The organism is Streptomyces sp. NPDC048288 (genome assembly GCF_043201555.1).
Classification (GTDB): domain Bacteria; phylum Actinomycetota; class Actinomycetes; order Streptomycetales; family Streptomycetaceae; genus Streptomyces.
Genome location: NZ_JBICZD010000005.1, coordinates 502,589 through 523,721, shown reverse-complemented (window position 1 = coordinate 523,721; position 21,133 = coordinate 502,589). Strand labels below are relative to the sequence as shown.

Genomic DNA, 21,133 nt, shown 5'->3' with positions numbered 1-21,133 from the left:
GAACAGCCACCGGCCGTCCCTCAACCCGCCGCCCTGAGCAGCGACTCGACGAGCCCGCGCGCCTGCCGTGCGGGCCCGTCGGCGCCGAGTGACTGCACGGAGGCGTAAACCCCCTCCATGACAAGGAAGATCTGGTCCGCGAGGACGTCCGACGGGGCGAGTCCGCCGATCCGCTCGCGGACCCACGCCTTGGTCTCGACGGCCAGCGTGTGCGCTTTCACCGACACGTCCGGCAGTTCGGCCATCGCCATCAGGAAGGGGCAGCCCCGGCAGTATGCGGGTTGCACCTGCTCGATGAGCGCGTCGAACAGGGACAGGATCCGGTCGGCGGGCGAGCCTTCAGCCGTCGCGTCGAGGAACCACTGCCTGTAGAGCCCGCCGGCGCGTTCGACGTACGCAGCGACGAGATCGTCCTTCGACGCGAACAGGCGGTAGAGGGTCGTCGGCGCGACACCGGCCGCCGCGGCGACGGTGTCGACTCCGGTGCCCTTGATGCTGTGCCAGTAGAAGAGGTCGTGCGTCACCGTCAGGATGTGTTCCCGCGTCTCCTGGGCAGTGCGTCTCGTGACTCCTCCCCCGGCTGAAGCCGGGGGCTTCTCGTTACGCCGGGTTGGCGTCGCGACGGACCAGCCCGGCCCGTAGAACGTTGACGGCTCCTACTGTGTCGGCGTGCGCGTGGTGGCCGCACGAGACGCAGTGGAACTTCTCCTGTGTGGGCCGGTTCTCCTTCGCGGTGTGCCCGCATTCGGGGCAGGTGCGGGAGGTGTTGCGGGGGTTCACGGCGATCACTTCCCGTCCGGCGCTTTCAGCCTTGGCGTGCAGGATCGTCAGGAACACCCCCCATCCGGCATCGTTGATCGACTTGTTGAGCCCGGCCTTCGCGGCGGCCCCGTTGGTCAGGAAGGTGCCCGGCCGGTCGGGGTCGGGTTTCGGTGCGGGGGCCTTGCTCATGTTGTCGATCCTGAGGTCTTCGTGCGCGATGAAGTCATGTGCACGCACCAGGCCGAGCGCGGTCTTGTGTGCGTGATCGAGCCGCTGGCGCCGCGCCTTACCGTGCAACTGGGCGACCTTCTCCACCGCGCGCCGGTGGTTGGCGGTTCGGTCCTTCGCCTTGCATCGCGGGAACCGGGACAGGGCCTGCTGGGCCGACTCCAGTTTCGCGGCCGCACGGTGGCCGTGGCGCGGACCGGGCACGAAGCCGCCGTTCGAGTCGGCGAGGAAGTTCGTGATGCCCAGATCGATGCCGACGACAGAGCCGGTCGCGGGCAGCGGTTCAGGCTGGCCCTGCTCGGCGGTCAGCACGACGAACCACTTTCGGCCCTCGCGCTTCACCGACACGGTCTTGACATGGCCGACCACCGGGCGGTGCTGATTGACCCTGACGTGGCCGACGCCCTGGAAGCGGACCCGGGTGACGGCATCGCGCGGGGTGGAGTTCCACCGGCAGCCGTCCCCGTCCTTGGGAAAGTCCACCGTGTCGAACCAGTTCACCCCGCGAAAACGTGGGTAGCCCGGGGCCTCTCCGGACTTGACCCGGCGGAAGAACGCGGCGAACGCCTTGTCGAGACGGCGCAAGGTGGCCTGCTGTGAACTGAACGACCATCGGCCCTGACGCTCCGGGTCGAACGCCCGGATCTCCCTGAGCTGCGCGGACTGCATCCCGTACTTGATGCTGGTCTTCGAGACGTGCCGCCAGGCGCCGCGACGTTCCTGCAACGCCCCGTTGTAGAGGGAGCAGTGATCGCGCAGCATCTCGGCCAGAGCCTGCTCCTGGCGGACGGTAGGCCGGATGAGGAACTTGTACGCACGGATCATCCAACCCATCCCTCCGGCCAAATCCACTCGATCCTACTAGACTTGGCGCATATCACCGCGCTGGGAACCAGATCCCGACATCAGAAGGGGTAACCCACGTCATCTACACCCTCCACACCCGCTTGGTGTTCGTCACCACATACCGGCGTGAGATCTTCAACGACGACATGCTGACGCGCTGCGAAGCGCTCATGCGGGACGCGTGCGAGAGCTTCGGCGCGCAGCTGCTGGAATTCAACGGCGAAGGCGACCACGTCCACCTGCTCGTGCACTACCCCCCGAAAATCGCCCTGTCCAAACTCGTCAACTCCCTCAAGGGCGTCAGCTCCCGGTACCTGCGGGCGGAGTACACCGGCCGCATCAACCGGATCGGGACAGGATCCGTGTTCTGGTTCCCGTCCTACTTCGCCGCATCCTGCGGCAGCGCACCATTGAGCATCGTCAAGGAGTACATCGAGAACCAGAAACGACCGGTCTGACCGTCACCCCGAATACGCAGAGATCTCCGGCGCTGCGCGCCTCCGGGCCGAGAATCGTATTCCCGCCCGGCCTGAAGGCCGGGATTCCCTACGGAGAACAAGGGATGGACCCGTAGCCTACTTGTTAGGGAACCATCCCTAACAAAAGGGGAGTTCGCATGATCGTCGTGACGGGCGCGACCGGGAACGTCGGGCGTGAGGTGGCTCGCCTACTGGTCGACGGGGGTGCGCGGGTAAGGGCCCTGACCAGGGATCCGGCTACGGCGACGGTGCCGCCCGGTGCCGAGGCCGTGGCCGGGGACCTGACCGACCCGTCGTCCCTGGCGCCGGTACTGGCCGGTGCGGAGGCGTTATTCCTGCTGAGCGGCTACGCACCAGAGGTCTTCGCCGAGGCACAGAAGGCCGGCGTGCGTCGCGTCGTCCTGATGTCCGGCGGCTCGGCCGAGACCGGGGACCGGACCAACGCCGTCGCCCGCTACATGATCGACACCGAGGACGCGCTGCGGGCGTCCGGGCTCGCGTGGACCATGGTCCGCCCGCGTATGTTCATGACGAACGCGTTCCAGTGGCTGCCGATGATCAAGGCCGGTGTGGTGCGGGCACCGTGGCCGGATGTTCCCGCCGCCGTCGTCGACCCGGCCGACATCGCCGCCGTCGCCGCGAAAGCGCTGGTCACGGCGGAACACGAGGGCCGCGTGTACCCGGTGACCGGCCCGGAGGCGCTGCGTCCGGGAGACCGGGTCCGTGTCCTCGGCGAGGTGCTCGGCCGCGAGATCCGCTACGAGGCCCAGCCCGACGACGAGGCCCGCGCGGAGATGCTCGCCCAGATGCCCGAGCAGTACGTCGACGCGTTCTTCAGCTTCTACTCCGGCGGAAAGCTGGACGAGGCAACCGTGTTCCCGTCCGTCGAGGAAGTCACCGGTCGGCCACCCCGCACCTTCGCGGACTGGGCCCGGGCCAACGCGGCGCGATTCCGGTGAGCCGGCTTGCCGTCGCGTTCCGCCGGCCCGGCCGTTGGCGCGGTGGTGGGTGGGTCAGTCGGTGACCTGGACGACTGTGGTGGCTCCGGCGCGCACGGTGGGTGTCGCGTAGGTGTAAGTGACGCCGTTGACGGTCTTGGTGCGGGCGTGCTGGGGGACGCCGTTGACGGTGAGCTTCTTGTGGGCGCCGGGGAAGCGGGCCTCCCAGGTGTAGGCGCCGTACCGGGAGTTGTTGGTCAGGGTGGTCTTCGTCGCGCCGTCGTGGCGCACGGTGACCGTGCCGGCCTCGGTGCCGGTGCCGGTGCCGGTGCCGATGGGCACGTCCGCCACCTGGAGCCACTTCATCCCCGAGGGCAGCCGGGACTGGGTGGTCACCTGGCGGTCCGCGGCGTTCGGGGTGATGCCCATCAGGCCCTCGACGGTCTGGCTGACCAGCGTGAAGGACACCTCGGGGTAGTCGCCGTCGGGGCCCTGGCGGGAGTTGACGTGCTGCTGTTCGCGCTCGCCGTAGATCTTCTTCATCCACCACCAGGCGGTGTCGGCGCGGTTGTTGCGGAAGAACATGTCGGGCAGGTACGTCGTGGACTCGATGTTGGGCGAGCCGTCCGGGCCCAGCTCCTGTGCCTGGATGTAGTCGAGGTAGGCGTCGTTGCGCGGGCCCGGGTCGATGATCTGCTTCATCGGCATGAAGACGCTGTTCTCCTTGCCCCAGCCGGTGACCGGGGTGCCGGAGAGGGTGTAGGCACGGACCATGGCGGATCCGCTGCCGGTGCCGCTCCAGGTGTCGTTGAAGTAGGCCTTCAGGTCGGCGGCCTTGCGGTCGTACTTCTTCGCCAGCGCGGTGTCGCCCTTGCCGCGCGCGAGCACGGCCATCGCCAGGTAGGCCTGGTATTCGGAGGCGATGCCGTCGCCGGCCTCGGCGAGCCCGTCGCCGTCCTGTTCGTTGTAGCTGGCCGCGCCGGAGAAGATGCCCTTGCCGGTGCCCTCGGCGACCTTGACCTTCCCGTTGGGCACGGCGCTGTTGTGCAGGTCGATGAAGTCCTCGGTGGCGTGCCGGTAGAAGTCCCAGAGCACCGGGTCGTCGACGTATCCGCGGTCCCCCGTCCACAGGTAGGCCTGGGCCGCCTTCTCGACGAGTTCGAAGGTGGCCGGGACCTCGCGCACGAAGTCGTCCGGGCCGTGGTAGTCGATGCTGAGATACGTCTGGGCGTCGAAGTTGAGGGACCACACGGGGAAGTACTGGTGCTCGGCGGTCGCCGACGCCGCGTACGAGCGGAGCATCGTCTCGTTCTCGGTGTCCAGGCCGATGAGGTGGGCGCCGGCGAGCTGGTGGGTCATGTCACGGGAGTAGTAGGCGCTGCGGTTGGCGTATCCGGCCCAGTAGGTGGGCCCGTACGGCGCGGTGCCGGTGCCGCTGGTGTGGTTCTCGTCGGCGTTGACCGGGCCCACCGTGCCGGGCAGCTGCACCCAGCTGTTCGCCTTCCGCTTGGCCCAGTCGAACATCGCCACGGCCTCCGGGTCGGACGAGGTGACCTCCGGGTCCGCGGGCGCGGCCGGGGAGATCATCAGGTCGTCCGCGTTGACCCAGGCGGTGCCGGAGCCGAAGACGATCTCCAGCCGGTCGCCTGCCTTCAGTTCGACGCGGCTGATGGTGTAGCGGGCGTAGGCGCGGCGCTCCGGCAGCTCGACCGTGCCGACGGTCTCGCCGTTGCGCCGGATCGTGTACGTACCGCCGGTCCCGGCGCTGCCGATCCACGCGGAGAAGTCGTAACTGCCGTCGCGGGGAGCGATCAGAGTCTGTCTGCCCCACTTCCCCGCACCGGCGTCGAGATAGAGGAAACGGCTGCCGCTGTGGACGTTCCCTTCACCGACCCCGGCACCGGAGCTGAAGGTCCAGCCCACCCCGCCGTTCTCGAAACCCGGGTCCGACAGCGCGAGTTGGGGGGCAGTGGTACCGGTGCCGGACGCAGCGGCCGCGCCTTGACCGGGCGCCGCCACGGCCGACAGCGCGGGGGCCGTCGACATCAGGAGGGCAACGGCGGTGAGCAGCGCGAGTCTTGAGGGCTTCATCGGAACTCCCGGTCTTCGACGACGTCGGGTGGGCAGCCGAGTGGCGGCAAGCTAGCAGGGGCCGATGAGGCGGTTCAATGGTCATGCAGAAGATACGTGCAAGTAGCGCACCTTGCCTTCCGACCAAGCGAGTTGACCCTACTGAAAGTTTTCCATCGAACCCTGCAAGTTCACATCTCCCCGGCGGCCGACGGCTGTTGTTCCCGTCGGCCACCGGGTGCGCCCTCGAGCCGGCCCCTCAGCCCCCTCAGCCCCCTCAGCCCCCTCAGCCCGGAACGCTACGCAGATATCGGGTGAGGGTTCGGCCGGGAATCGATCCGGAGGGAACACGGCCGACGGGAACCCCGCCCATGGCCTCGTAGAAGGGCTCGGCGTTCGGGTCCGCGTCGATGGTGAAGCGGGTGAATCCCAAGGCCTGGGCGGTCTCGACGGCATGGGTGAACAACAGGCGGCCGATGCCCCTCCCGATCGCGCGCGGGTCGACGAACATCATGCCCAACACGCCCTGCGGCGGGTCGCCCTCCAAGGTCGTGAAGCCCACGATGCCGCCGGCTCGCTCCGCCACGGTCGTTCGGCGGATGCCGAGTTCCGCGTCGGTGAGCGTCAACTCCGCACGGCACGAGGCGAGAAACTCGACGTCGTATCCCCAGTGAGCCTTGGAACGCAGCGCAAGCTCGGACAGGAACCCTGCTTCCCCGGATCGCGCGGACCGGATCGAGATGGTCACTCGGCACCTCCACAGCCCCTCGTCGTCATCCCATGATCCAGGCGAGCGTCTTACGGGAACAGACGGCCCCACCGGACAGGCCCCGCGAGGACGCGTGCGGCGACCGCGAGCGTCCCGAGACGCGGACCGGCAGGGCACGTCGGTGACGGGTTCGGTCAGTGGGGTGTGGTGCGCAGGTCGATGCCGCGGAGGTGGGCGTCGGCGGTCACGAGCCGGGTCGCCATGCGTGACAGCAGCTGCCGGTCGGTTTCGGGAAGCGGTTCGGCACACTTCTCGATGCGCTCGGCGAACTGGACCGCGACCTGCTCGGCGAGTTGCCGGCCCGCATCGGTGATCGACACCTGGAACGAGCGTCGGTCGGTCTCGCTGGCCGTACGGGTGACGAGCCCGCGGCGCTGGGCACGGTCCACCAGGCCGCTGATCGAGGACTTGTCGAGGCAGAGGTGCCGGCCGAGCTGGTTCATGGTCGGCTTCCGGTCCCGCAGGATCCCGAGCAGCCGCGTCTGGACGACCGACAGGTCGTGCTGCCCCGCGACCTCCGTCAGGGCGCTGTGCACCAGGAACGACAGCTGGGCCAGGGCATCGACCAGCCCGAGGTCCTCGACCGCGGGCGACAGTCCGGGCGGCGGCATGGCAGGGGATGACGTCATGTCCCGACCCTACTTGCAAAGGTACGTGGCACCTACTATTTTGATTTGCGTCACGAACTAAATCCTTCGCGACGCACACTAAATCCTTCGTTCCACGCACCAAGACCGAGGAGAACGGCTATGGAGATCCGTGCCGCCGTCGTCAGCTCGTTCGACAAGCCGCCCCGTTACGAGCCGTTCGACCTGCCCGCCCCGTCCGACGAGGACCAGGCGCTGGTCGACGTCCTGGCGGTGGGCCTGCACCCGAGGGTGCGTACCGGCGCATCGGGCAGCCACTACACGAGCACCGGGAAGCTGCCGATGGTGCCCGGTGTCGACGGGGTCGGCCGGGGCGAGGACGGGCGGCTGGTGTACTTCGTCGCCGACGACGACATGGTCGGCCCGATGGCCACCCGGACCGTCATCGACCGCCGCCGCAGCGTCCCGCTGCCCGACGACGCGGACGTCGTGAAGATCGCCGCGGCCATGAACCCGGCGATGTCGTCCTGGGTGGCGCTGCGCCGCCGCGTCCCGATCAAGGCCGGGCAGTCGGTGCTGATCCTCGGCGCGACCGGCAACGCCGGCCAGATGGGCGTCCAGGTCGCCAAGCGCCTCGGGGCCGGCCGCGTCGTCGGCGCCGGCCGCGACCGGGCCCGGCTGGCCGCCCTGCCGGGCATCGGCGCGGACGCGACCGTCGCGCTCACCGACGACGCCGACGCCACCTCCGCGGCGCTGGCCGACGCCGCCGCCGAGGTCGACCTGGTCCTCGACTACCTGTGGGGCAGGCCCGCCGGGGACGCGATCATGGCACTGCTGCGGGCCCGTGCCGACCGCGGGCGCGCCCTGAACTGGATCCAGATCGGTGCCATGGCCGGTCCCACCATCGAACTCCCGTCGGTCGCCCTGCGCTCGGCGAACCTCCGGCTACAGGGCAACGGCCAGGGCGCGGTGTCGACCAGGACCTACCTGGAGGAACTCCCCGCGCTGGTCGAGGAGATCGAGAGCGGCGGCCTCGCCGTCACCGCCCGTCCGGCACCTCTCGCCGACGTCGAAACCGCCTGGACCGCACCCGAGATCCCGGGCGTGCGCACCGTCCTGGTGCCCTGAGCCCGGCAACGCACCCCAGCGGGTACCGCCCCCGACGGATACGCCACCGCAGGACGCCGACAGATATGTCATGTTCACGCCTTGACGGGCTTGGTATAGACCTTTAGCTTTCACGGTGTCAGGTCATCCTGACGTGCGTCCAGTCGGCCTCCGCCACACGTACGTGTCCCTTCCGGAAAGGCTCCCCCACCCCCCATGGCTGCTCGCTCCTCGCTCCTCACCACCGCGTTACGCGGCACTCCTCTCACGGCTCTGCTGGCCTTACTGCTCAGCCCCTCGACCGCCGCACCGGCGACAGCTGCGACCACGGCAGCAGCGGCCGCGACCGGCCCGGTCACCGGCCTCGCCGGCAAGTGCCTCGACGTCGCCGGTGCCAACTCCGCCGACGGCACCCCGGTGCAGCTCTACGACTGCAACGGCACCGCCGCCCAGCAGTGGACCCCGGGCGCCGACAACACCCTGCGCGCCCTGGGCAAATGCCTCGACGTCACCGCCGACTCCACCGCCGACGGCGCCAAGGTCCAGCTGTGGTCCTGCACGGGCGGCGCCAACCAGCGATGGACCGTCACCGCCGCCCACGACATCGTCAACCCGGCGGCGAACAAGTGCCTCGACGTCACCGACCGCTCCTCCGCCAACGGCGCCCGGATCCAGATCTGGAGCTGCACCGGCTCCGACAACCAGAAGTGGAACGCTCCCGCTCCCGCGGACCAGAGCGGCGAACAGTGCTGGGCCACGCACTACGGCCCCCAGCCACCCGGCGCCCTGACCGCCAGTGGCGAGGTCTTCGACAACAACGCCGACACGGTCGCCACCTCCCTCTCCCGTCAGCCTCAACTGCCCTTCGGCACGCTGGTCCAGGTCACCGACGTCGCCAACGGCCGGTCCCTGACCGTGCGGGTCAACGACCGCGGGACGTTCGTCCAGACCCCGCAGGAACCCAAGTGCCTCGACCTGACCGACGGCGCGTTCAACAGGCTCGGCGGCGTTCTCGACCCCGACGCCGGACACATCGTCGTGACCCAGAAGGTCCTCGGCTGAGCCAGCGCCGCAACAGGCCCGGTCACGCTCTCCCACCCCCCTCGGCTCGCGTCAGGAGCAGCTCCCCCATGCGTCCTTCTCTCCTCATGTCCCGGCTCCGCGGGCGCTCCGCCCTCGGCCGCCTCGCCCTCGGCGTCGTCCTCGCCGCCGTCCTGTCCGCCCTGTTCGCCGTCGCCCCGGCCCAGGCGGCGACCGGCCAGATCACCGGGCTGGCCGGCAAGTGCGTCGACGCGGCCGGCGCGAGCAGCGCCAACGGCACGGCCGTACAGCTCTACGACTGCAACGGCACCGGCGCCCAGAGCTGGTCCAACAACGGCGACGGCACCCTGCGCGTCCTCGGCAAGTGCCTCGACGTGGTCGACCGCAGCACGGCCGACGGAGCCCCCGTCCAGCTCTGGGACTGTTCCGGCGGCGCGAACCAGCAGTGGGTCGTCACCGCCGCCCACGACATCGTCAACCCCGCCGCCGACAAGTGCCTCGACGTGACGGGCAACAACAGCGCCAACGGAACCCGCCTGCAGATATGGACGTGCACCGGCGGTGCCAACCAGAAGTGGAACGCCCCGGCCGGCAGCGGTGGCGGCACTCCGTCCGGGTTCGTCGTCAGCGAGGCCCAGTTCAACCAGATGTTCCCGAACCGGAACGGCTTCTACACCTACCAGGGCCTGACCGCCGCGCTCAGCGCGTACCCCGGCTTCGCCAATACCGGCAGCGACACCGTCAAGAAGCAGGAGGCCGCCGCCTTCCTCGCCAACGTCAGCCACGAGACCGGCGGCCTCGTGTACATCGTCGAGCAGAACACCGCCAACTACCCGACGTACTGCGACTGGAGCCAGTCCTACGGCTGCCCGGCCGGCCAGGCCGCGTACTACGGCCGGGGCCCGATCCAGCTCAGCTGGAACTTCAACTACAAGGCCGCCGGCGACGCGCTCGGCATCGACCTCCTCGACAACCCCTGGCTGGTCCAGAACGACTCGGCCGTCGCCTGGAAGACCGGCCTGTGGTACTGGAACACCCAGACCGGCCCCGGCACGATGACACCCCACAACGCCATGGTCAACCAGACCGGCTTCGGGCAGACCGTCCGCTCCATCAACGGCTCCCTGGAATGCGACGGCCGCAACCCGGCCCAGGTCCAGAGCCGCGTCGACGCCTACCAGCGCTTCACCTCGATCCTCGGCGTGTCCCCGGGCAGCAACCTGTACTGCTGATCCCTTCCGAGCCGCCCCGCACGGTCGGACAGCCGGACATCAGGCTCTCGACGAGGACGACCGCGTCCTTCGCTGCCGGGACAATGCGTCTCCCATGCCGGTCCCGACCTGTTCGCCCCGCGCGACCTCGCAACTCCCTTGACAGCGCTGATCACCTCCGGCGTTCCGGGGGTCGACGGCTCACGCGTCGCGGAGTCGAAGGGCGAGCAGGCCGGCGAGGAGTGCGGCGGCGGCCCAGGCGGCGAGGACGCCGAGACCGGCCCAGGGGCCGATGGGCAGGTCGGGCCGGCTGGTGGTGGCCTGGACGGCGAGGCCTGCGGTCATGGGGCCGATCTGCTGGAGGCGCCGGTGCCAGCCGGGGTCGGTGACGACGGCGGCGAGGATCGGGAAGAGGTAGAGCAGGCCGAGGACGGTCCCGATCGCGGCGGCGGAGTCCCGGACGGCGGTGGCGACGCCCAGGCCCAGCAGGGCGATGAGAACGAGGTAGAGCACCGACCCGACGACGGCCCGCAGTATCGGGCCGTCGGCCAGGGAGAGTGTCGGCAGGCCGTGATCCGGGCCGACGCCGTTGCCGGGCAGGATGTGCCGCCCGGCGAGGAAGGACGCGAGTACCGCGGCGGTTCCGGCGGCCAGCACCAGAGCGGTGAGCACGGCCGCCTTGGCCGCCAGGACGAGCGGCCGCCGGGGAATCGCGGCAAGGCTCACCCGGATCGTGCCGGTGCTGTACTCGCCGGCGACGGCGACCACCGCCAGGACGGCGACGGTTGTCTGGCCCAGCTGGATGCCGCCGAGGCCGATCCTGGCGGGGTCGAGGTCGCAGTCGGCGGCGCGGCAGGTGCTGGCCGCCGCCGTGGCCGCGCTCGCGACGGTCGTCAGGGCGACAGTGCCCAGCAGCAGCCAGATCGTGCCGGACAGGGTGCGGGCCTTGGTCCATTCGGCGTGCAGCGCCTCGCGCGGGCTCATGCGTCCCTCCGGCGCAGCCGGTGGACGGCGAGGCCGAGGGCGAGCACGGCGTAACCGCACAGGACGGCGAAGCCGGCCCAGGGCGCGAGCGGGAAGTAGCCGTTGGACGGTGTGTAGGGGCCGTCGACCTGCGGGTACTGCGGGGCGGCCTGCTGGACGGCGAAGGCGGCGGCCGGGGTGACGCGCAGCAGCCACTGCGCGGCTGTCGTCGGTACCGCGGACGTGACCGCCAGGAAGTAGGGGAGGACGACCGCCACGACGACGGTGGTGACGACCGCGGCGCTGCGCCGCAGCAGGGCGCCGAGCGCGAGGGCGAGGACGGCGGTGAGGGCGAGGACTCCCGCGGTCCCGGCGATCACCTGCGCGGCCGTGAGTGCCGTGAGCGGGGGGATCCGCGCTCCGTTGGCGCGCAGGATCCGGCTGCAGACCGGGACGGCGAGTCCGGCGGCGAGGAGCCCGGCGGCGAAGGCGACCGCACCGGTCACGAGGGTCTTCGCGGCCAGGACCCGGCCCCGGCGCGGGTGTGCGGCCAGGGTGGTGCGGATGAGCGGGCGGCGGTACTCGCTGGTGATGAAGAGGGTGGCCACGACGATCACCGGGATCAGACCGGCGAACCCGCCGATGAGGGCGCGCTGGATCTGTGTCCCGGGGTCCGGCCGGGGCGCGATGTCGCCGGAGCCGGTCACCGTGAACGTACCGCCGGACCGGGTGAATCCGGCCGATCGGTGGTGGCGGTCCCAGTCGGTGTCCGAGGCCCCGCCGACGGTGTCGCCGCGCCAGAAGCCCGATTCCCGCCCCCGCAGGCCGACTTGGTCGAAGACCCCGCTGGCCTGGGTGAAGTGGCGGGCCGATCCGCTGCCGAGCCCCTGCTCGATCTGGACGTCGAAGGGCGAGGTGACGAACAGCCCGGCCTGGAGCGTCGCGGGCAAGGCGGGCAGTGTTACCGTGCCGACCGTGGTCCACCGGGAGCCGTCGTCCGACTCGGCGCCGGTGAGCGTGGCGCCGGAGCGGGTCAGCCGCAGCCAGCGCGGCGAGGACGCGGAGACGAGGGCGTGGGGGCTGCCGGCCGTGTCGTGGGTGTAGTCGTACTGCATCCGCACCCCGTGGCCGCCGGTGACCATGACGGCGGCGTACCGCGAGCCGGGGGTGGTGCCGTCCTTGATGATGATCCCGGCCTTGGACCAGGGTTCGACGCCGGGCACGATGGCGTCGGAGTCGGACCGCGGGTAGGTGATGATGCCGGTCAGCGAGGTCACGCGGGCGACGATGCTGCCGTCGCCGGTCAGGGACTTGTGCACGAGGGTGAACTTGTCGAGGACCTGTTCGCCGTCCGGTCCCACCGTCTCGGCGGGACTGGTGCAGGTCCGGCCCGGGGCGGCGCCGCAGACCGACTTCGAGGCCGCCGCGGCGAGCACCCCGAACACCAGGGTGACCAGTACGGCGGCGACCATGCCGAGGCGCCAGGCGGGCACGGTACGGAACTTGGTCCACTCCGCCCGGAGCAGCCCCGAGAAGCCGTCCCGCTCCGCCGCGTCCGCGGCCGTACCGGTGTCGATGGTGGTGGTCATCGGGTCCTCCGGTCGGAGGCGGAGGTGAACTCGGCGGCTCCGCGGGTGAGGTCGAAGTAGGCCTCTTCGAGGGTGGCCCGCTCCGTGGTGACCTCGGCGAACGGGACCGCGTGGGCGTGCAGGAGCGACACGACGGTCTCGGCGGCCGGTCCGGACGCGGTCAGGACGTCGTGGCCGAGGACGGTCACCGCGGCACCGGCCCGTTCCAGTACGGCGGCCGCCGCGTCCGGCGCCGAACTGCGCAGCCGCACCCGCCCGTCGGACGCGGCGGCGATCAGCTCACCCAGGCCGGTGTCCGCGAGGACCCGGCCGCGTCCGACGATCACCACATGGGTGGCCACGTCCTGGAGTTCACTCATGAGATGGCTGGAGACCAGTACGGCACGGCCCTGCCCGGCGAGTTCGGCCAGCAGCCCGCGGATCCACGCGATGCCCTCGGGATCGAGGCCGTTGAACGGCTCGTCGAGGAGGATCACGGCGGGGTCGCCGAGCAACGCGGCGGCGATGCCCAGCCGTTGCCGCATGCCCAGCGAGTAGCCGCCGGCCCGGCGGCGTCCCACCGTGGACAGCCCGACCTGGTCGAGGACCTGGTCGACCCGGCGGGCGGTCAGATGCTGGGAGTGGGCCAGCCACAGCAGGTGGTTCCGGCCGCTGCGGCCGGGGTGCAGCGCCGAGGCGTCCAGCAGTGAGCCGACGTGGCGCAGCGGGTGCCGCAGCCGGCGGTAGGGCCGCCCGCCGACCAGGGCGCTGCCCGCGTCGGGGGCGTCCAGGCCGAGGATGACCCGCAGTGTGGTGGACTTCCCCGAGCCGTTGGGGCCGAGGAACCCGGTGACCTGCCCGGCCGCCACGGTGAAGGACATGCCGTGCAGGGCCACCGACCGGCCGTAGCGCTTGTGCAGTTCGTGGACTTCGATGGGTGGTGGAGTCATGACCGACGTTCTAGGCAGCGGGCCGTAACACCGACGGAACCGCCGCTGTCATGTCGTTGTTAGGTCGGACCGGTCATTCTGGAGACCGCACGGGGGAGGCACCCAGGGGGCGGGCACCGGTGTGGGGGGAGGGCAGGAATGAAGGGCACATCACGTCTGGGACTGCGGGGCCACGGCATCCGGCTGCGGTTCACCGTCCTGTACATGGCCCTGTTCCTGCTCTCCGGTGCCGCCCTGCTGGGCATCACCATCGCGGTGTTCGTGCGCAACACCAAGGCCACGGTGCCGTTCGACGGTCGGCGGTCGCCGGCCGCGGAGCGGCACATCGCGGCCCTGCAGGCCCAGGTGCACCAGTTGCAGGACCAGCAGCTGCGGCAGCTGCTCATGGGGGCGGTGGTCGCGCTGGTCGTGATGGCCGTGGTGTCGCCGCTGCTCGGCCGTACCGTCGCGGGCCGGATGCTGCGGCCGTTGCGTACGATCACCGCGGCAACCCGCCGGATCACCGCCGACGACCTGCACCGGCGGTTGGCCGTCGCGGCTCCGCACGACGAGGTCAAGGACCTCGCCGACACCATCGACGGACTGCTGGAGCGCCTGGAGGCCGCGTTCGACGCGCAGCGGCTGTTCGCCGCCAACGCCTCCCACGAACTCCGTACCCCGCTGGCCACCATGCGGGCCGCGCTGGACGTGGCCATGGCCAAGCCCGGTCCCGTCCCCGCCTCGACCACCGCCCTGTCCGACCGGCTGCGCACCGAGCTCGACCGGATCGACCGCCTGCTCGACGGACTGCTCACCCTGGCCCGCACTGAGCACGGCACACCGCAGGACCTCGCCGAGGTTCCGCTGGCCCGTCTGGTGTCCGACGCCCTCGACGTCCGCGCCGCCGATGTCGCCGTGATCGAGCTGACCGTCGACAGCCGGCTCGACGACCGGGTGTGGATCCGCGGCAGCCGGGCGCTGCTGGCCCGCATGGTCGACAACCTGATCGACAACGCCGTCGCCCACAACCACCCGGGCGGCTGGATCAGGGTCGGGGTGGCGGGCGACGGGGCCGATGCCCGGCTGCTCGTCGAGACCGGGGGAAGCGTGCTCGACCGCGAGCAGGTCAGCCGGCTGGCACGGCCGTTCCACCGGCTCGGTGTCGACCGTACCGGCGGCGCGCACGGCTCCGGTCTCGGTCTGTCGATCGTCTCCGCCGTCGCCGCCACCCATGGCGGAAGCCTCGACCTGCACGCCCGGCCCGAGGGAGGGCTGCGCGTCACCGTCACGCTGCCCCGCTCGGCCGTACCCGCCGGGTCTCCACGATGAGGGTGCTCGTGGTCGAGGACGCCCGGGCGCTGGCCGCGATCGTCGCCGAGGGCCTGCGCGACCAGGGCATGGCGGTGGACCTCGCGTACGACGGCCTGGACGCCGCGGCGAAACTCGACCTCAACGCCTACGACGTCGTCGTCCTCGACCGCGATCTGCCGGGGATCCACGGCGACGCGCTCTGCCGGCTGATCACCGAGCGCCATCAGCGGGCCATGGTGCTCATGCTCACCGCGGCCGACACCCCCGCCGACCGCGTCGCGGGCCTGTCCGTGGGCGCCGACGACTACCTCACCAAACCCTTCCACTTCCCCGAACTCGTCCTGCGCATCCACGCCCTGGCCCGCCGCCAGCCCGCCGCCCGGGCCCGCACACTGCGCGCGGCAGGCATCGAACTCGACCCGATCCGCCGCACCGCCACCCGCGACGGCGAACTCCTCGAACTGTCGGTCAAGGAGTTCGCCCTCCTCGAAGCGCTGCTCCGCGCCAGCCCCGCCCACCTCAGCACCGAGGACCTGCTCGAACAGGTCTGGGACGAACACGCCGACCCGTTCACCAACACCGTCACCGTCACCGTCGGACGGCTGCGCCGCAAGCTCGGCCAACCCCCCGTCATCAGCACCACACCCGGCGTCGGTTACCGCATCACGCCACGCTGACGCGGTACCGCGGGACGCCCTACAACCAAGGCACGATCCGGCGAGTCTCATCTCATAACGGGTGGAGGCGCAGATGGACGAGCGCGACGCTGGGTGGGAAATGCCGACGGCCGTCGTGGCCGTCGTGGCCGTCGCGGCCGTCGTGGTATGGCTGGCGTTCGGGCCGATCGGGCCGTTGTGGCTCTACGTCCTCGGCTGTGCGGTGGTGCTGGCCGCGGCGAAGGGCGGGGCCGACCGCGTGGCCGCGCTGCTGCGGATCGGTCCGGAATCGTGGCTGCTGGCCCCTCGGTGGACCGAGGCCCGCATGACCGGCGCGGGCTTCCTGATATTCGCCACCGTTGCCGGAATCGCGGGGTGGCAGGCCGACCAGGAGTACCAGCTGCTGTCGGACCTCCGGCACCACGGCCGACGCACCGACGCGACCGTGGTCAAGATCAGCGACCGGTCGGAAGAGGACTTGGTGAACGCCGTGACCGCGCGCTACGACACGGGGTCCGGAGCGGTGGAAGCCTACATCGATGTCCCGTCCACGTCGGCGACCGATCCAGCACCGGGAAGCCTCATACCCGTCGTGTTCGACCCGTCGCACCCCACCGAGGTCCGCCACGTCGCCTACCTCGACGGGCACGACGCCGACGGAATCCGCGACGGATCGATCGGGACCGGCCTCCTCGCGGCGGGCTTCCTGGTGGGCACCGTCACCGTGGTGGTGCGCACGAAACGGCAGGCGCGGGCGGTTGAACCGGGCAGCTGACACTACGGCCGGCGGGGGCTCGATGACCAGGTACGTTCACCATCAGCTGATGGGCGCCGCGATGGCGGTGTGCGCCTGCGTCATCAGCGCGCCGGTGGTCTTCGGGGTACGCGGGATACCCGCCGTGGACGACGACGCGCTGTGGCTGGTCCCCCTCGGCGTGTTCGGCAGCATCGTGTTCTTCGGAATCCTCGGGGCTACTCGGCTCAAAGTGGTCGGTGAGGTCCGACTCTTCGAAGCAGCGGTTCCGCTGGAAGACCCCGGAATGATCCGGCCCGTCGACCGCTCCTTCCGCCACAACCTGGTCAGCACGTCCTTCCTCTGCTCGCTACTGCTGCCGGCGCTGGTCATGGGACTGGCCCTGAGCCCCTGGCTGACCCTCGTCCACCTGCCGCTGGCCCTGGACTGGCTGATCCGGGCCGGCATCGCGGCGCGCTGGGAGAAGAGGCACGGCGTGCTGCTGTGGCGGGGGTATGTGCCGGACAGGCCGTGGGAGCTCTCGTACTCCAGCTCTGAGGCTGCTGTTCAGCGGTGATGGTTCAGTCGCGCTGTACGACGATCAGGGCCATGTCGTCGTTGAGCCGGCCGTCGGCGTAGGCCCGGACGTCCGCGGCGAGCCGTTCGACGAGCGGGCCGGGCGCCTGGTCCGCCCAGACCGTGGCGCGCTCGGCGAGCGGATAGAAGTCGCCGGCCGCGTTCCGGGCCTCGCTGACGCCGTCGGTGTACAGGACCAGCCGGTCGCCGTGCTCGAACGGGAAGGTGGCCGGCAGGTAGCAGCCGTCGGCGCTGTCCGGGTGGGCGGGCCCGACACCCAGGCCGAGCGGCGGCGACGGTTCGGGGACCGTCAGCAGCCGTGCGGTGCCGGTGCGGCCTGCCAGCAGGAGGGGCGGCGGGTGTCCGCAGCTGATCAGGTGCAGCGCGGAGGCGCCGTCCGGGATGTCGATGACGGCGGCGGTCACGAAGCGCTCGGCGGCGTCCTCCTCCGGTTCCGAGAACTCGGCGAGTCCCCACCGGACGGCGTCCTCGATGTAGGCGACGAGTTCCGGCAGCGGGATCCGGCGGTGTGCGGCGGCGCGGAAGGCGCCCAGCACGATCGCCGTGTCGCTGATCGAGGGAAGCCCCTTGCCGCGGACGTCCCCGATGAGGATCCGGGTGGAGCCGGGGATCCGCGCGGCGGCGTACAGGTCGCCGCCGATGGTGGCGTCGGCCTCTGCGCTGCGGTAGTGCGAGGCGAGGGTGACGGGGCCGGCCCGCTTCGGCAACGGCCGCAGTACGACGCGCTGTGCCGCGTCGGACACCGAGCGCACCCGGGCCAGCTCCCGTTCGCGCCGGTCCCGCAGGCCGGTGAAGAGGACGAAGAACGCGCAGACGGCGAGGAGTGCGGAGAGCTCGACGAGGACGCTCTCGGTGGTCAGCGTCCGCCGCTCCACGCCCGCGACGACCAGGGCGAGGACCGCCAGCGTCCCGATCAGCGCGGTGGTGCGCGGCCCGGTACCGACCGCGGTGACCGCCACGGCGACGACGAGAAGGTGGGCGAGGTGGATGTCCGGCGGCAGGAACCCGTCGGCCACCGGGATCGCGATGATCAGCAGGACGGGTCCGGCCAGCCACACCGGTCCCGGCGCGGAATGCCGCCACGCCCGCAAGGTGTCGACCACAGGCGTCGTGATGATCGCAACGTTCACGTCCTGCTCCGTACTCGTCGTTCTCTCCCACCATTAGCACACGGCAACGCGTCTGCCATTCCCGGGCGCGGCCTCCTGTGAGCGTGCGGCTGCGCTCGGTGGCGTCAGCGGGGTGGGACGCGCGCCCCTCGGATCGGGGTGGTTCCCGATCCGAGGGGCGCGCGCCGGGTCACTTCAGATGCCGGGTGAAGAACTGCGCCGCGGCGTCCCCGGCGAACTGCGGGACGCCGGCGTGGCCGCCCATGTTGGCGTGCAGGGACTTCTCCTTGGAGCCGAAGGCGTCGAAGAGGTCCAGGGACGCCTGCCGGTGGTTCCCCTCGTCGTCCCACTGCAGCAGGACGTGCAGCGGAATGGTGACCTGCCGGGCCTCCTCGAACATGGCGCGAGGCACGAAGCTGCCGGCGAAGAGACCGGCGGCCGCGATGCGCGGCTCGACGACGGCGAGGCGGACGCCGATGGAGATCACTCCCCCCGAGAACCCGACCGGGCCGCCGATCTCCGGCAGCGACAGGAGGGCGTCGAGGGCGGTCCGCCATTCCGGGACCGCCTTGTCGACGAGCGGGAGGACGAGGGCGTCGATGATCTCGTCGCTGACCGGCTCGCCGGCCTGCACGGCCCGGCGCATGTCGGCGCGGGGCTGCTCGACGGCGGCCCAGCGGGGCCGGTCACCGCTCCCGGGGAGCTCGATGGTGGCCGCGGCGAAGCCGTCCGCCGCGGCGCGCCTGGCCCGCGCCACCAGTCGGGGGTACATCTTGCGCACCCCGAGCGGGGGGTGGCCGAGCAGGATCAGCGGGACCGGCGCGGACGCGGCCGCCGATGCGGGTGTCCACAGGATGCCGGGGATCTCGCCGAGGGTGAACTCACGTTCGCGGACACCGTCGTCGAGGTGCCGTTCGGAAGTGAGGTGAAGGGCCGAGGGAAGGTCCATGGTGGTGCCTTTCGGGAGTGCTCGTGAAATGGCGCTCCCGGACGATCTATCGCCCGACCGTGACCCCGGAGGGAAGCACCCATGTCGATTCGTTCACGGGTACCACCTCCTCGTTCTCTCGCACGGCCTCCGGAAAGGTAGCAACGTCAGCCGCGGTCCGCCAACGGGTTTTCGCGGAGGCTCAACGATCCGTGGGGACGGGGCTGTCCTGGGCCGGGTCCAGGCCGGTCATCAGCTCCGCGAAGGCCTGGGCGGCCGTCGGGGAGGTGAAGAGGCGGTCGAGGCGGGCGCGGGCCAGGTTGCGCAGGAACGGGCCCGAGTCCGTGTCGTCGCCGGCGTCGTGGACCGTGCGGGTCAGCCAGTGGGAGAACTCCTGGTCGTTCCAGACGCGGCGCAGGCAGCGCTGGGAGTAGGTGCGCAGTCCGGTGTCGTCGTGGTCGCGGACGTGGTCCCGGACGGCGCGGGCGAAGAGGTCGGCGTCGTACAGGGCGAGGTTCATTCCCTTGCCGCCCATCGGGGACACGATGTGGGCGGCGTCCCCGACCAGGAACAGGCGGCCGTACTGCATGGGGTCGTGGACCAGGCTGCGCAGCCGGAAGGTCTCGCGCTCGGTGATCGGGCCGGCGGGCAGGCCGGGGTCGGCGAGCCTGGTGCGCAGCGCGTCCCAGACGCGATGGTCGGGCCAGGCGTCGGGGTGGTCGTCGGGCGGGCACTGGAGGTAGTAGCGGCTGCTGTGCGGTCCGCGGGGGAAGTGCGCGGCGAAGCCCTGCGGGCTGACGGCGAGCAGGGGGTGGGTGGGGGGCGGGGCGTCGGCGAGGACGGTGAGCCAGCCGATGCCGTGGTCGAGGGCGTGGGCGGTGAGGACGTCGTCGGGGACGGCGGTGCGGGTGACGCCGTGATCACCGTCGCAGCCGGCGACGAAGGCGCAGGTGATCGCGTGCGGGGTGCCGTCGGCGGAGCGGTAGCGGACGGTCGGGTGGTCGCCGGTGAGGTCGTGCAGGGAGACGTCGGCCACCTCGTAGCGGATATCGCCGCCGTCGGCGAGGTGGGCGGCGGTGAGCTTCTGGACCAGGACCTGCTGGGGACAGAGCCGGGCCCCGGGGCCTTCGGAACCGTCGCTGTCGTCGACGAGCCGGCTCTCGCCGTCCACCCGGAACTCCAGGATGCCGTCGTGCGGCGGACCGGCCAGCACCAGGTCGGCCAGCCCCCAGGACGCGAACATCCGCACGGCGCGGCTCTCCACGATGCCGGCCCGCTGCCGCTGCGCCACGTACTCCTGGCTGCGGCTCTCCAGGACCACGCAGCCGACGCCGGATCTGCGCAGCAGATTGGCGACGGTCAGTCCGGCCGGTCCGGCGCCGATCACCACGACCGTCGTGGACTCCGGTGTCTCATCCAACTCGCGCTCCCCCACGGCCACTTGGCGCCTCCGCACGTCAGCCTAGCCGGATCCGGCGGACGGCGAGGCGGCGTGCGCCGGATCGGGGCGGCGCCTTCGGGCCCGCGCCGGCCACGGCTTGCCGGACGGCCGACACCGTCCCGATCCCGGCAGTTCAGTGGCTGTTACACGGATCACTGTGCCGTCGGCCGGTGGTGGGTGAGATGATCACAGGGTGGGGACGGGAAGCACTCGTTCGGCGCCGGACGCGCCGACCCGCCACGCCGCGATCCGGCGTTCCTGACCATCGAGTCGCCCTTCCGCGTCCCCGGAAGAAGGGGAAGAAGAGTGTCCGTGTTCCAGCGCATCCTGGTGGCCGTCGATCCCAGCCCCGCCCGCCACTCCGCCGTGCGGCTGACCGGCGAGCTGGCGCAGCTGACGAACGCCGAGGTCCGCGTCATACACGTCATCGCCTCCGCCGCCTCCATCGCCGCGGTCGTCCCCCTGGAGGAGGACACCGAGGCCCAGGCCGTTCTCGACGAGGCGCTGACGGCGCTGCGCGCGCAGGGGGTCAAGGCCGAGGGGACCCTCGTCCGGGGGCTCACCACGCAGGTCGCGGCCGCCATCTCCGAGACGGCGGAGGAGTTCGCCGCCGATCTCATCGTCCTCAGCCCCCATCACCGGGGCGCCGTGGAGGCGCTGTTCGACCCGCGTGTCAGCGACGCCGTCGCGCACCACACCAACACGGCGATCCTGCTCGCGCCGGAAGGCAACCAGGAGGCCTGACCGGCGAAGCCGCCACCACCCGGGGGGGGGCGGGGGGCCGGGGGGCGGGCGGGGGGGGGCGGCGGGGGGGGGGGGGGGGGCGGGGGGGGGGGGCGCGGGGGGGGTAGGTGGCGCGG

20 protein-coding genes and 2 pseudogenes are annotated in these 21,133 nt (G+C 71.2%); 11 read left to right on the top strand and 11 right to left on the bottom strand.

The window, feature by feature from the left end; all coding sequences use genetic code 11:
• Positions 1-20: 20 nt before the first annotated feature.
• Entirely contained in the window at positions 21-524 is a 504-nt protein-coding gene (locus ACGFZS_RS21125; protein WP_393796398.1) for a TetR/AcrR family transcriptional regulator, read from the bottom strand.
• Positions 525-600: 76 nt separating this feature from the next.
• Entirely contained in the window at positions 601-1,815 is a 1,215-nt protein-coding gene (locus ACGFZS_RS21120; RefSeq protein WP_393796581.1) for an RNA-guided endonuclease InsQ/TnpB family protein, read from the bottom strand.
• Between the two features lie 49 nt (positions 1,816-1,864).
• Here ACGFZS_RS21120 and tnpA point away from each other — a divergent pair.
• Both tnpA and ACGFZS_RS21110 read left to right on the top strand, forming a co-directional pair.
• A pseudogene (gene tnpA / locus ACGFZS_RS21115) lies at positions 1,865-2,294 on the top strand (IS200/IS605 family transposase).
• 158 nt (positions 2,295-2,452) lie between these two features.
• Positions 2,453-3,274, top strand: coding sequence for an NAD(P)H-binding protein (locus tag ACGFZS_RS21110; protein ID WP_393796397.1), 822 nt, complete (start codon positions 2,453-2,455; stop codon positions 3,272-3,274).
• Between the two features lie 54 nt (positions 3,275-3,328).
• On the opposite strand, the gene ACGFZS_RS21105 is transcribed toward ACGFZS_RS21110, so the two are convergent.
• The 3 genes from ACGFZS_RS21105 to ACGFZS_RS21095 all read right to left on the bottom strand — a co-directional run bounded on the left by ACGFZS_RS21105 (position 3,329) and on the right by ACGFZS_RS21095 (position 6,721).
• On the bottom strand, positions 3,329-5,344 hold the full coding sequence (locus ACGFZS_RS21105; RefSeq protein ID WP_393796396.1) for a hypothetical protein: 2,016 nt from the start codon (positions 5,342-5,344) through the stop codon (positions 3,329-3,331).
• A gap of 265 nt (positions 5,345-5,609) precedes the next feature.
• Positions 5,610-6,071: a GNAT family N-acetyltransferase gene (locus ACGFZS_RS21100; RefSeq protein WP_393796395.1), complete on the bottom strand. Its 462-nt coding sequence runs from the start codon at positions 6,069-6,071 to the stop codon at positions 5,610-5,612.
• A gap of 155 nt (positions 6,072-6,226) precedes the next feature.
• Positions 6,227-6,721, bottom strand: coding sequence for a MarR family winged helix-turn-helix transcriptional regulator (locus ACGFZS_RS21095; RefSeq protein WP_393796394.1), 495 nt, complete (start codon positions 6,719-6,721; stop codon positions 6,227-6,229).
• Positions 6,722-6,841: 120 nt separating this feature from the next.
• On the opposite strand from ACGFZS_RS21095, the gene ACGFZS_RS21090 reads away from it, so the two are divergent.
• The 4 genes and pseudogenes from ACGFZS_RS21090 to ACGFZS_RS21075 all read left to right on the top strand — a co-directional run bounded on the left by ACGFZS_RS21090 (position 6,842) and on the right by ACGFZS_RS21075 (position 10,059).
• Complete coding sequence (locus ACGFZS_RS21090; protein WP_393796393.1) at positions 6,842-7,807, top strand: zinc-binding dehydrogenase; 966 nt, start codon at positions 6,842-6,844, stop codon at positions 7,805-7,807.
• Positions 7,808-8,002: 195 nt separating this feature from the next.
• Positions 8,003-8,509: pseudogene (locus tag ACGFZS_RS21085) on the top strand (lectin); the annotation flags it as partial.
• Positions 8,510-8,572: 63 nt separating this feature from the next.
• The gene (locus ACGFZS_RS21080) at positions 8,573-8,848 is read left to right on the top strand and encodes a septal ring lytic transglycosylase RlpA family protein (protein ID WP_393796580.1); all 276 of its coding nucleotides are present in this window, start codon (positions 8,573-8,575) and stop codon (positions 8,846-8,848) included.
• 86 nt (positions 8,849-8,934) lie between these two features.
• Positions 8,935-10,059 (top strand): glycoside hydrolase family 19 protein, encoded by a 1,125-nt coding sequence (locus ACGFZS_RS21075; protein ID WP_393796579.1) that lies wholly within the window; start codon positions 8,935-8,937, stop codon positions 10,057-10,059.
• 180 nt (positions 10,060-10,239) lie between these two features.
• Here ACGFZS_RS21075 and ACGFZS_RS21070 read toward each other — a convergent pair whose 3' ends face one another.
• The 3 genes from ACGFZS_RS21070 to ACGFZS_RS21060 are packed head-to-tail and all read right to left on the bottom strand — an operon-like array spanning position 10,240 to position 13,519.
• Positions 10,240-11,022, bottom strand: a complete 783-nt coding sequence (locus ACGFZS_RS21070) for an ABC transporter permease (RefSeq protein WP_393796392.1) — start codon at positions 11,020-11,022, stop codon at positions 10,240-10,242.
• Entirely contained in the window at positions 11,019-12,590 is a 1,572-nt protein-coding gene (locus tag ACGFZS_RS21065) for an ABC transporter permease subunit (protein WP_393796391.1), read from the bottom strand. The genes ACGFZS_RS21070 and ACGFZS_RS21065 overlap by 4 nt, the downstream gene beginning before the upstream one ends.
• Positions 12,587-13,519: an ABC transporter ATP-binding protein gene (locus tag ACGFZS_RS21060; protein ID WP_393796390.1), complete on the bottom strand. Its 933-nt coding sequence runs from the start codon at positions 13,517-13,519 to the stop codon at positions 12,587-12,589. Before ACGFZS_RS21060 ends, ACGFZS_RS21065 begins: the two co-directional genes overlap by 4 nt.
• 138 nt (positions 13,520-13,657) lie before the next feature.
• On the opposite strand from ACGFZS_RS21060, the gene ACGFZS_RS21055 reads away from it, so the two are divergent.
• From ACGFZS_RS21055 to ACGFZS_RS21040, 4 genes are all read left to right on the top strand, one after another.
• Positions 13,658-14,827 (top strand): sensor histidine kinase, encoded by a 1,170-nt coding sequence (locus ACGFZS_RS21055; RefSeq protein ID WP_393796389.1) that lies wholly within the window; start codon positions 13,658-13,660, stop codon positions 14,825-14,827.
• Positions 14,824-15,486, top strand: a complete 663-nt coding sequence (locus tag ACGFZS_RS21050; protein WP_393796388.1) for a response regulator transcription factor — start codon at positions 14,824-14,826, stop codon at positions 15,484-15,486. The genes ACGFZS_RS21055 and ACGFZS_RS21050 overlap by 4 nt, the downstream gene beginning before the upstream one ends.
• A 73-nt stretch (positions 15,487-15,559) precedes the next feature.
• Complete coding sequence (locus ACGFZS_RS21045; protein ID WP_393796387.1) at positions 15,560-16,240, top strand: hypothetical protein; 681 nt, start codon at positions 15,560-15,562, stop codon at positions 16,238-16,240.
• A 22-nt stretch (positions 16,241-16,262) separates the two neighbouring features.
• Entirely contained in the window at positions 16,263-16,775 is a 513-nt protein-coding gene (locus ACGFZS_RS21040) for a hypothetical protein (protein ID WP_393796386.1), read from the top strand.
• 4 nt (positions 16,776-16,779) lie between these two features.
• On the opposite strand, the gene ACGFZS_RS21035 is transcribed toward ACGFZS_RS21040, so the two are convergent.
• The 3 genes from ACGFZS_RS21035 to ACGFZS_RS21025 form a co-directional block, all read right to left on the bottom strand.
• The gene (locus ACGFZS_RS21035) at positions 16,780-17,925 is read right to left on the bottom strand and encodes a PP2C family protein-serine/threonine phosphatase (protein ID WP_393796385.1); all 1,146 of its coding nucleotides are present in this window, start codon (positions 17,923-17,925) and stop codon (positions 16,780-16,782) included.
• A 169-nt stretch (positions 17,926-18,094) separates the two neighbouring features.
• Positions 18,095-18,853, bottom strand: coding sequence for an alpha/beta hydrolase (locus ACGFZS_RS21030; RefSeq protein WP_393796384.1), 759 nt, complete (start codon positions 18,851-18,853; stop codon positions 18,095-18,097).
• A 181-nt stretch (positions 18,854-19,034) separates the two neighbouring features.
• A complete protein-coding gene (locus ACGFZS_RS21025; protein ID WP_393796383.1) occupies positions 19,035-20,252 on the bottom strand; it encodes a 4-hydroxybenzoate 3-monooxygenase in 1,218 nt (405 codons plus the stop codon).
• Between the two features lie 333 nt (positions 20,253-20,585).
• Here ACGFZS_RS21025 and ACGFZS_RS21020 point away from each other — a divergent pair, with 333 nt between their 5' ends.
• Positions 20,586-21,017, top strand: a complete 432-nt coding sequence (locus ACGFZS_RS21020) for a universal stress protein (RefSeq protein WP_393796382.1) — start codon at positions 20,586-20,588, stop codon at positions 21,015-21,017.
• The last annotated feature ends 116 nt before the right edge of the window (positions 21,018-21,133 follow it).

Bases quoted from the DNA above. Each gene is read 5' to 3' on its own strand.
- ACGFZS_RS21070 (WP_393796392.1), bottom strand. From the start codon at position 11,022: ATGAGCCCGCGCGAGGCGCTGCACGCCGAATGGACCAAGGCCCGCACC.
- ACGFZS_RS21055 (WP_393796389.1), top strand. From the start codon at position 13,658: ATGAAGGGCACATCACGTCTGGGACTGCGGGGCCACGGCATCCGGCTG.
- ACGFZS_RS21090 (WP_393796393.1), top strand. From the start codon at position 6,842: ATGGAGATCCGTGCCGCCGTCGTCAGCTCGTTCGACAAGCCGCCCCGT.
- ACGFZS_RS21045 (WP_393796387.1), top strand. From the start codon at position 15,560: ATGGACGAGCGCGACGCTGGGTGGGAAATGCCGACGGCCGTCGTGGCC.
- ACGFZS_RS21030 (WP_393796384.1), bottom strand. From the start codon at position 18,853: ATGGACCTTCCCTCGGCCCTTCACCTCACTTCCGAACGGCACCTCGAC.
- ACGFZS_RS21120 (WP_393796581.1), bottom strand. From the start codon at position 1,815: ATGATCCGTGCGTACAAGTTCCTCATCCGGCCTACCGTCCGCCAGGAG.
- ACGFZS_RS21095 (WP_393796394.1), bottom strand. From the start codon at position 6,721: ATGACGTCATCCCCTGCCATGCCGCCGCCCGGACTGTCGCCCGCGGTC.
- ACGFZS_RS21050 (WP_393796388.1), top strand. From the start codon at position 14,824: ATGAGGGTGCTCGTGGTCGAGGACGCCCGGGCGCTGGCCGCGATCGTC.
- ACGFZS_RS21040 (WP_393796386.1), top strand. From the start codon at position 16,263: ATGACCAGGTACGTTCACCATCAGCTGATGGGCGCCGCGATGGCGGTG.
- ACGFZS_RS21110 (WP_393796397.1), top strand. From the start codon at position 2,453: ATGATCGTCGTGACGGGCGCGACCGGGAACGTCGGGCGTGAGGTGGCT.
- ACGFZS_RS21105 (WP_393796396.1), bottom strand. From the start codon at position 5,344: ATGAAGCCCTCAAGACTCGCGCTGCTCACCGCCGTTGCCCTCCTGATG.
- ACGFZS_RS21060 (WP_393796390.1), bottom strand. From the start codon at position 13,519: ATGACTCCACCACCCATCGAAGTCCACGAACTGCACAAGCGCTACGGC.
- ACGFZS_RS21065 (WP_393796391.1), bottom strand. From the start codon at position 12,590: ATGACCACCACCATCGACACCGGTACGGCCGCGGACGCGGCGGAGCGG.
- ACGFZS_RS21075 (WP_393796579.1), top strand. From the start codon at position 8,935: ATGTCCCGGCTCCGCGGGCGCTCCGCCCTCGGCCGCCTCGCCCTCGGC.